The sequence below is a fragment of the uncultured Chitinophaga sp. genome (assembly GCF_937874145.1).
Lineage (GTDB): Bacteria > Bacteroidota > Bacteroidia > Chitinophagales > Chitinophagaceae > Chitinophaga.
This window is the reverse complement of sequence record NZ_CALNBI010000518.1, coordinates 1-9091: the sequence shown is the minus strand read 5'-3', so window position 1 is coordinate 9091 and position 9091 is coordinate 1. Positions and strand designations below refer to the sequence as shown.

The window sequence follows — 9091 nt, the reverse complement described above, 5'->3', positions numbered from 1 at the left end:
ACACGAACCTCTTCGGCGAAAACCTGATGAGCGGCGTGCCGGAAGCAAGAAACAAATACCTGTGGAACTTCTGGGCGAAGTACCGCCGTTTCTACACCAATATCGAGTTCGATTATGTGTATTACTATGATGTGATCACCGGCGACAGCACGATATACAAATCCTATCCCGGCAAAACGATGGATGAAGTTGCGGAGAAGTACGCCGAAGTGAACAAGACAGACCTCGCCATTTACAAGAAACCCGCGGAAATCAGGAGCATCGTGGACCTCGAATCGGAGGGCAAGGGCTTGCTGATGCAATTGGAGTATAAAGGGAAGAAATCTATCATGCGCACGTTTACCGACCCGGAAATGTGGCCAAGCGAGCGGAATGTTTCGGGCGCGCTGATGCGGGTGATGGAAGATACCACGCCCACGATCAAATTCCTCACCGGGCACCTGGAGCGCTCGCCTTTCAAATTCGGGTCGCGGGAATACGGCAACCATACTAACAACAAGGCGGTGAGAAATGCGCTGGTGAACCTGGGGGTGAATACCGACACGGTTTCCATGCCGCCAACCGGCGCCTTCAACCGCAATGAAGTGCTGGTGATCACCGATCCGAAAACGGTGTTTGACAAAGCGCTCATCGACAGCGTCAAGCAATACATCGACAACGGCGGGAATGCGATTTTCTATACCGAGCCCGGCAAGCAGTTCATCATGAACCCCATCCTCAACCATGTGGGGGTGAACGCGGAAGAAGGCACCATCGTGCGGGTGAACAAACATGATATGCCGCATAAGTTTGTGGGGATGATTTCGAAGAAAGGGGCTGACATGGCGGATGAAGACCAGTTTTTCTATCAGAAGAGCGGCGTGCGCGGCACCTGCATAACCGCCATCACCGGCGCCGGGGTGCTGACGTATTCCGACACCACGGGCTTCAAGGCGGAGCAGATCACCACGCTGGAAAACAGCATGGAAACCTGGGTGGAAAGAGGGGTGCTGGTCGTAGACTCCGCAGCGCCGGTATTCAACCCTGCGGAAGGGGATTTCCGGAAGGAAGGGCCGTACCCGGTAGGCTTGCAGCTGACGCGCAAGACCGGCGGCCGCGAACAGCGGATCATTATTAGCAGCGACGCGGATTTCATGTCGTCCGGCCACGCCAACGGGCGGGATTACGGCAATGCATTCTACAGCTTCACGCTCGACAACCGCTACCCGGTTTACCACAACTTCGCCGTGCCGAAAGATATCTGGCTCAACATCTCCAAAGCGCCCGCCCGCCTGCTGAAGTTAACGCTGCAGTACGGGATTCCGGCCCTGTTGCTGGTGGCGGGCATCGTGATCCTGATCCGGAGGAAACGCAAATAAAGCCGGCCTTTAGTTTTATTAAAACGCATATTATGTATTTGCAGACTGATACGCAGACGATGGAGGATTTGCGCTTGTTTTCCAAAGCGGACACGCAAGGCATTTACGATATATACAACCAGTCGTTCACCCGGGGCGGGCAGGCGATCATGGAATCCATGTTCAAAAAGCCGCTGAGCGACAAGGAAGCGATCCAAAAACGGATCAGCATCATTTCCGCTTTCGCGGAGATGAAGGCCGCCTTCCCCTTCGACGGCGCCACCCTGGACAACGTAGAGAAATACATCACTTTCGATGATAACCCGGACGGCGGCTCCAAAATAACCCTCAGCGAGAAGGAAACCCACAACGGCATCGCATCCGTGGTGCGCCTGTTCCACACCCTCCGGCAATACGTGGCCAACGGCGAGCTGGGCGGCGTGCCCGAACTGGAAGCCGAACGGATGGCCATATCCGCCTTGTTGCAGGACCCGGCATTTGTACCGGTGTTCAACGAGCAGCCGGATGCCCGCCTGTCGTTCGGCGCCGTAACGGCATTCGACGTGCTGATCCGCGTGAAGGAGAAGCGCAAGGTGCTGGAACTGCTGCGTTTCATCTATCACCTGGATGTATACATCTCCGTAGCCAGGGTGACATTGCAGCACAACATGGTGTTCCCCACCGTGCACCCGAAAGGGACGGGCATCCTTTCCGTCACAGGCGTTTACCACCCGCTGTTGAAGAATGCCGTGGCCAACACCCTGGAAATGGCCCCGGCCCGCAACCTGGTGTTCCTCACCGGGGCCAATATGGCCGGTAAATCCACATTCCTCCGCTCTTTCAGCACCGCCGTGTACATCGCCCACATGGGCTTCCCGGTGGCCGCGGCGGCCATGGAATTTTCGGTGCTGGACGGTGTTTATACCACCATCAACCTGCCCGACAACCTCGGCATCGGCGCCAGCCACTTCTACGCGGAAGTGCTGCGGGTGAAGAAAATCGCGCTGGAGCTCAGCGCTGGCAAATCCCTGTTCGTGTTGTTCGACGAACTATTCCGCGGCACCAACGTGAAAGACGCACTCGAGGGCACCCTCGCCGTTTGCAGCGCTTTTACCAACCGGAAAGACAGCAAGTTCATTATCTCCTCCCACATCATCGAAGCGGCGGACGAGCTGCGGAAGAAGGACAGCGCGGCGTTCTTTTACCTGCCCACCCGCATGAACGGCGCCGTACCCGAGTATACCTACACGCTGCAGGAAGGGGTGACCAACGACAAGCATGGCATGATCATCATCAACAACGAAGGGATATTGGAGATACTGCAGCAGGGAAACAAAGGCGGTAAACGGTTAAACAAGCAATTATGAGTTTTAAAATAGATCGCCAATCGGTAGGGGAGCTGAACCTCATGGGGAAGTTCCGGCAGGGATCGGTGTATTTCCTGTTCAATAAAGTCAAAACCCGCATCGGCGAGAAGCTGATGGACGAGATGTTTTCCCATCCGCTCACGGATGCGGCAGCCATCAACCGGCGCGCGGCCATATTCCAGTATTTCGAACGGGAGAACATCGCCTTCCCCTTTGAGGCCGACCAGGTAGCCCTCATGCGCGAATTCATCGACAGCGCCGCCGGCAAATCGCAGTTGTCGACCACGGCAGATACCTGGCTCATGAAAATGCTGGCCGGCGTGGCGAAAGACGGCCGTTACAAGAACATCCTCCAGCAGCTGCAGGCCACGATCGTGACGCTGAAAAAGTGCTGCGGGTTGCTGGAATTGCTCCGGCAGGGGAATGGCCCTTTGCAGCCGCGTGTCGAAGCGTTGCTGGCGGTCATGTCCGATAAGGATATCCGCCGGGTTTTGGATAGCGATATTTACAAGTCCATGTCCACCCAAACCGTTTCGGAATACGACTTCCTGCTCCGCAGCAGGTTCAATGCGCAGATGAAGGACGTGCTGCAATTCATCGCTGAGACGGATGTTTACATCGCGGTGAGCCAGGTGGCGCGCGAGCGGAAGTTCTGCTATGCGCAGGCCGTGGAGCAGGAACAGAACCTCTTTCATGCCAGTAACCTCCGGCATCCCGGTATCGCCAAAGCGGTGGGCAACGATATATTGATGAAAGCCGGCAGCAACGTGCTGTTCCTCACCGGGGCCAATATGGCCGGTAAATCCACCTGGATGAAATCCATCGGTATCGCCATGTACATGGCGCATATCGGGTTCCCCGTGGCGGCGTCCGAAATGGCGTTTTCCGTACGGGAAGGCATCTTTTCTTCCATCAACGTGGCCGATAACATCGCCATGGGCTACAGCCACTTCTATGCGGAAGTGGTGCGGGTGAAAGATGCCGCCCTGGCCGCGGCTACCGGCGAACACCTGCTGCTGATGTTCGATGAACTGTTCAAAGGCACCAATGTGAAAGACGCATTCGACGGCACCCTGGCCGTCACCAAAGGCTTCGCCGAATACCAGAACTGCCTGTTCATCGTGTCGACCCACATCATCGAAGTGGGAGAAGCGCTGAAAGACCTGCGGAACGTGCAGTTCCGGTTCATGCCCACCGTCCTGGAAGGGAATGTGCCGAAATACACCTACACCCTGCAGGAGGGCATTACGGAAGACCGCCAGGGGATGATGATCATCGAAAACGAAGGCATCATCGGCCTGATCAACAACATGTAACCGGAAACCATACGTTTTCAAAAATTACCAAAACATGAAGCAAGCTATTGCATCAGGGATCGTCATGTCCCTGCTGACCACCTCCGCCATGGCGCAACTGCAGCCCTTCACCGGGTTTACCAGGCAGGATCTGAAGGATGATTTCACCTACGCGGTGGACCTGCTCAGGCGGCAGCACCCGAATCCTTACAAGTTCTCCGATACCGTGACTTTCAACCGCAAAATGGATTCGCTGATGGTGCGGCTGGATAAAGACCCCTCGCTCCTCAGTGCCCTCCGGTATTCTCCCGTACAGCTGTTCAACGACGTGCACCTGAAACTGGATTACGACGAAGAGCGGGTGATAGACGTATTCTACGGCATCCATCACTTCCCCCTCGCCACTACCACCTTTAAAGACAAGATCATCGTCAACGCCAAAGGGACACCCATCCCTTTCGGCGCCGAAATCCTCAGCATCAATAAAATGCCCGCCGCGAAAATCCTCGGCGAGATCGGATACGCCACCTACAGCGATGGCTTCATCCGCACCGGCTCCGACCGGACGGGCGCCAACCTCAGCCTGTTCATCAGCCTGGTGTTCCCCGAATCGGCCAGTTATGAGGTGGTGTATAAGGAACACGGCACCAAAAATCCCGCAACCATCCAGCTGAAAGCCGTAGACGCCAAAACCGGCTACCACAACCGCAACCTCGGCGAACTGCCCTTCAATACCTTCCTGAAGCGCGGATATGTAACGAAAGAGTACCTGGACGGCGAATCCACCGCCATCCTCACCGTCCTTACGTTCATGCTGCAGGAAAACGCGATGTACAAGGAATTGAGCAGTTTCTTCGAAGAAGTGAAAAAGCGGAACATCAAAAACGTGATCATCGATATCCGTTCCAACGGCGGCGGCAACCCCAACATGTCGGCCCTGCTGTATTCCTTCGTGGCCCTGAAGCCCTTCGATAACGTTTTCAACTACCGCACGAAAAACATCGAAGTGCATGACCCTGAAAATATGTTGAATGGTTACGGCACGAAGATGGGAGAGGAGGAAGTGAAGCAGAACGTGAACTTCCTGAAGCAGCGCTTCGATTACGACAGCGCCGCGGGATTCTTTTACGGAAATGCGCGGCTGACGGAAGGTTCCATTTCCAACTATCCCCCGGACAAGAATAATTTCAAAGGCGATGTTTATGTATTGATCAGCGGCGGCACGGTGAGCGCAGCCACTTACTTTGCGGCGCTTGTCAAGAACAACCAGCGCGGCGTGCTGGTGGGTACGGAAACGGGCAGCGGCGAAGCGTCGACCACGGCGGCCTGGTTCAGCACTTACACCTTGCCGAAAACGAAAAGCAGGCTGACGGTGCCGATGAGCGAAATCTATTTCATGAAAGCAAAGGAAGACAACGGCCGTGGCTGCCTGCCGCACAAAGAGCTCACTTTTGAGGCATTCCAGCAGTACATCAAGGCCAACAAGGACCCCGAGATCCAATATACCCTGGATCTCATCAGGTCGGCAAAACGATAACATCCTCAGCCATACCCTATACAAGCATCGAGTCATCCGGAAGGCAATGCGGTCTGCATTGCCTTTTTTTTATGGGAAATCGTAATTTAGGCATTCATGAAATGGATCACCCGCGAACGGCCGAAGATCGACCGCCTTGCCTGCCCCTGGCTGATCCTCCGGTTCATCGACCCGGAGGCGGACATTATCTATGTCCCCTTCGAAGCGGTGCTCCCGCAGGCCGCCGCACTCGGCGCCATCCCTTTCGATATCCCCGGCGTGGAGTACACCCACCACCAGGACAAATGCACCTTCGATTACATGATCGAAAAGCATGGGATCAGCGATCCGGCGGTGCAGGTGATGGCCCCGATCGTTCGTGGTGCGGATACTGACCGGCACGATCTGGCCGCCGAAGCCTCCGGCCTTTGGGCGATCTCCGCCGGCATGGCCTATAATGAGCCCGACGACCAGCGCCTGCTCGAAAAAGGCCTGCTGATTTACGATGCGCTCTACAGCTGGGCCAAACACCTGCAGCACGTCAGCCACACCCAGCAGCCCTTCGAAAACCTCCTGCTTGAGGTATTCAACAAGTTCCTCCGCCAGCAGAAGTCGGCAGGCAGGAAAGTGCCTGAATGGGCCAAAGAGCTGCGCGACCTGATCCAGGACCAGATAGATACCAACCTTAGCCTGAGCCTCAAAGGGCTGTCGGAAACCCTGCAGGTGCACCCCTCGTACTTGTCCCGGGAGTTTTCCAAGTACTTCGATAACCTGTCTTTTGGCGATTACATTCGCAAGCTCCGCATCGAAAAGGCTATCCAGCTGCTGGCCTCGAAGCATACGCTGACGGAGATCACTTACCTCACCGGCTTTTCCGACCAAAGCCATTTCACCCGCATTTTTAAGAAGCATACGGGGAAAAGTCCGTCGGCCTACCGGAAAAATCTTCTCCAAAAGTAAATTCCATACCAGCCGGTTATTTCTGTTCTATTTTTTGATGCCGCGCCGGGCGAACTTGCCTGCATGAACAAGGTTGTACCCGCATACGCGCTAAAGGATCTCGTTATTTACTTTTTGAAGCTCGGTACCTGGGGCTTTGGCGGCCCGGTGGCGCTGGCCGGGTATATGTACCGCGACCTGGTGGAGCGTAAAAGCTGGATCAGTGAAGAAGATTATAAAGAAGGGCTGGCGCTTGCCCAGCTGGCGCCAGGGCCGCTGGCGGCACAACTGGGAATTTACATCGGGTATATCCATTACAAAATCCCTGGCGCCACGCTGGCGGGACTGGCCTTTGTGCTGCCGTCGTTCCTCATGGTGCTGGCGCTTGGATATGTGTACACCCTATGGGAAGGCGTGCCGTGGATGCAGGCGGTGTTTTACGGCGTGGGGGCGGCGGTGATTGGAATTATCGCCATGAGCGCGTTTAAGCTCACACGTAAGTCTGTGGGGGCAGACAAATGGAGGATCGGCATTTACGTGTTGTCTGCCGCATTTACGGTGGTGTATGAAACGGAGAGCGTCTGGTTGTTCTTGGTGGCGGGGGCGATGTATTGGTGGGTGAAGCAGGCGCCGGGGCGCTGGCGCGGTGTTGCGCCGTCTTTGATACTGGCGCCGGTGTTACAGGCGTTGGGTGGCGTATCTGCGTCCGGGGGAACGTTGTGGAAGCTGGCCCTGTATTTCACGAAGGCGGGGGCGTTCGTATTCGGCAGCGGGCTGGCGATTGTGCCGTTTTTGTACGGGGGCGTGGTGAAGGATTACGCATGGCTGAACGAGCAGCAGTTCATGGATGCGGTGGCAGTGGCGATGATCACGCCGGGACCGGTGGTGATCACCGTGGGGTTTATCGGCTTCCTCGTTTCCGGCTTCCCGGGGGCCTGCGTGGCGGCTTTCGCGACTTTTTTTCCTTGCTACCTCTTTACAGTGCTGCCCGCACCATATTTCCGGAAGTATGGGAAGCATCCCGGTATCAAAGCTTTTGTGGAAGGGGTAACGGCCGCGGCGATAGGGGCTATTTCCGGTGCGGTGATCGTTTTGGGGAAGCGGTCGCTCACCGACGGGTGGACGGTCGCGCTGGCCCTGATCACCATCCTGGCGCTCTGGCGTTTCAAAAAGCTTCCCGAGCCGCTGGTGATACTGGTGGCGGCGGCCATCGGGATATCTTTGAAAGCCCTCTTGCAATAATCCATCATTACATATGAAACGTTTCGTTTTCCTGCTGCCCGTTTTACTGGCGGGCCATTATCTGCATGCACAATCCGCCGATACCATTCACCGCCGCCCGTTGACGGTGGGGCTGGAAGGGATGGCCGGCGTCTCTTTTGGGGATAAGACGGTGGCGTTCAACGTGGGCGGCCCGCACCTGAAATTGAAGCTGGGCCCTTCCTGGAGCGTGGCGCTCGCGGCATTTCCTTCGTTGCTGATCGTAGATGGAAAGGCGGAACCGCGGCTGGGTATCGGTCCGCGGCTGGATTACAGGAACCTTGTGCTGATCGTGCCTGCCTTCTATCATAACAAATCTGAAAAATGGATCTGGACGGCGGGGATGGGGTATAAGTTTCATTAAGCGAGCATATACCCCAGGATGGGCGCGCATTTTTCCTTGCAGGGCTTGTAGTAAGCGCCGTGTTTCCAGGTGGCGGACTTAGGGGAGAGGCCCCACCAGAATTCCGCCAGGGCCAGGGGCTCCAGTTGATGGCGGTAAGCATGCTGTAGCAGCTTGGGCCCTGCGCATTCCCCGGCGCCGGCGGGCGGCTGTTTATAGCCGTGGCCGGCGAAGATGTCGGTCATGTTCCGGGCGATGCCGGCTTTGTTGAGGAAGTTGTATTGTTCGTGGATCTTCCGCTGGAGATCGGCAGAGTGCGCTTTGCGCAGTGTTTTCAGTTGAAGGATGGCCGGTTGGTGGAGCATGGGGTTTTCCTGCTCGAGTGCCGCGATCTGGCGGTTGATGCCGGTTAAGCGGAGCATCCCGGCGTTGACGAAGCTGCCGGCGGCCAGTCCGTCGAAAACAGGCGCCACGAACCGGGAGTGATGGTTGCCATTGGCAAGCTTGCCGGAGAAGGCGGAGAGGTAGCCGAGCGTGCCGCCGGGCGCTCTGGCGACGAGCACACCGAACATCTTGCCGATCACCATTCCTTCACCATCACTGTCCAGCCCGAAATTATGTTTCCATTCGTTTTGCGCGGCCAGGTACTGCTGGAGTTCGGCCACGGCTATGTCGCACAGCGGGTGGACGTCGCCCCAGGGATCAAGGCAGATGCCTCTGGCCAGGGCGCTGGCGGCGGCCTGGTCCGGGAAGCTGCAGAATAATTCCTGTGCTGCTACGATTGGATATTCAACATCACTGTTTGCGGTCATATGCGTTGTGCTGGCGTGGCGTGCCCGGCGGGGCCGGGATTTGCCGGCGCAAAGGTACGCGATTTAAACCGGCGCCCTGAAAAGAAATCCGCTAAAAATTTGGAGTAGCAATATTTTTGTTTACTTTTGCCGCCCTGCAATGCGAAAGCGACGCAGGGGAATGATCTTGTAGCTCAGTTGGTAGAGCAATACACTTTTAATGTATGGGCCCTGGGTTCGAGT

Annotated in this window: 8 protein-coding genes; 7 read left to right on the top strand and 1 reads right to left on the bottom strand. The window is 56.3% G+C overall.

What is annotated here, in order from left to right; translation table 11 throughout:
* The 7 genes from Q0510_RS24490 to Q0510_RS24460 form a co-directional block, all read left to right on the top strand.
* Positions 1-1358 (top strand): Gldg family protein (locus Q0510_RS24490; RefSeq protein ID WP_298717860.1); only part of this gene is annotated, 1358 nt, incomplete at its 5' end.
* Positions 1359-1390: 32 nt separating this feature from the next.
* A complete protein-coding gene (locus Q0510_RS24485) occupies positions 1391-2704 on the top strand; it encodes a DNA mismatch repair protein (protein ID WP_298717857.1) in 1314 nt (437 codons plus the stop codon).
* Positions 2701-4020, top strand: coding sequence for a DNA mismatch repair protein (locus Q0510_RS24480; protein WP_298717854.1), 1320 nt, complete (start codon positions 2701-2703; stop codon positions 4018-4020). Before Q0510_RS24485 ends, Q0510_RS24480 begins: the two co-directional genes overlap by 4 nt.
* A gap of 34 nt (positions 4021-4054) precedes the next feature.
* Entirely contained in the window at positions 4055-5536 is a 1482-nt protein-coding gene (locus tag Q0510_RS24475; protein WP_298717851.1) for a S41 family peptidase, read from the top strand.
* Positions 5537-5632: 96 nt separating this feature from the next.
* Positions 5633-6475, top strand: a complete 843-nt coding sequence (locus tag Q0510_RS24470) for a chromate resistance protein ChrB domain-containing protein (RefSeq protein WP_298717848.1) — start codon at positions 5633-5635, stop codon at positions 6473-6475.
* Positions 6476-6538: 63 nt separating this feature from the next.
* Positions 6539-7696 carry a chromate transporter gene (locus tag Q0510_RS24465; protein ID WP_298717845.1) on the top strand — a complete coding sequence of 386 codons (1158 nt, stop codon included), beginning with the start codon at positions 6539-6541 and terminating at the stop codon, positions 7694-7696.
* A 13-nt stretch (positions 7697-7709) separates the two neighbouring features.
* Positions 7710-8078: a hypothetical protein gene (locus Q0510_RS24460; RefSeq protein ID WP_298717842.1), complete on the top strand. Its 369-nt coding sequence runs from the start codon at positions 7710-7712 to the stop codon at positions 8076-8078.
* Here the strand turns inward: Q0510_RS24460 and Q0510_RS24455 are convergent.
* On the bottom strand, positions 8075-8869 hold the full coding sequence (locus tag Q0510_RS24455; protein ID WP_298717838.1) for a pseudouridylate synthase: 795 nt from the start codon (positions 8867-8869) through the stop codon (positions 8075-8077). The two genes, Q0510_RS24460 and Q0510_RS24455, sit on opposite strands and share 4 nt — an antisense overlap.
* Positions 8870-9091 lie beyond the last annotated feature (222 nt).